Source organism: Lactobacillus sp. C449L, from assembly GCF_059900815.1.
In genome coordinates this window covers 1-458 of record NZ_JBWXGA010000212.1, presented here as the reverse complement: position 1 = coordinate 458, position 458 = coordinate 1, and the positions used below count along the sequence as shown (strand labels likewise).

The window sequence follows — 458 nt, the reverse complement described above, 5'->3', positions numbered from 1 at the left end:
AGCGCCAGCCAGGCGCTGGTGGAGACCGTGCGGAACTGGCGGCCGGACCTCACGATCGTGGCCCGGGCGCGCGACGCCCGGCATGCCGCCCAGCTCTACGCGCTCGGCGTCACCGACGCCGTGCCCGAGACGATCGAGGCGAGCCTGCAGCTGTCCGAGGCGGTGCTTGTCGATATCGGCGTCGCGATGGGGCCGGTCATCGCGTCCATCCACGAGCGGCGGGACGAGTTCCGTCGGGCGCTCCGGGGCGAGGCAGGATTGCCCGCTGCCGAATCTCGGGAGGCAGGCGAGTTCCACGCCCGCCGCTCCTCAGGCAAGCGATGATCAGGCGGCCGCCACGAGGCGCCCGACGAGGCTGTCGAACAAGGGCTTCCCGTCCGTGCCGCCGACGATCGGCTCGACGAAGTTCTCGGGATGCGGCATCAGGCCGAGCACGTTGCGGTTCTGCGAGAAGATCC

General features: G+C 71.2%; 1 protein-coding gene and 1 pseudogene. One reads left to right on the top strand and one right to left on the bottom strand.

Going from position 1 to position 458, the window contains the following annotated elements; all coding sequences use genetic code 11:
* The coding region (locus AC2JF9_RS09080; RefSeq protein ID WP_500727114.1) for a hypothetical protein at nucleotides 1-324 on the top strand (324 nt) is incomplete at its 5' end.
* Here the strand turns inward: AC2JF9_RS09080 and AC2JF9_RS09075 are convergent.
* Nucleotides 325-458: pseudogene (locus tag AC2JF9_RS09075) on the bottom strand (phosphoribosylformylglycinamidine synthase I); the annotation flags it as partial.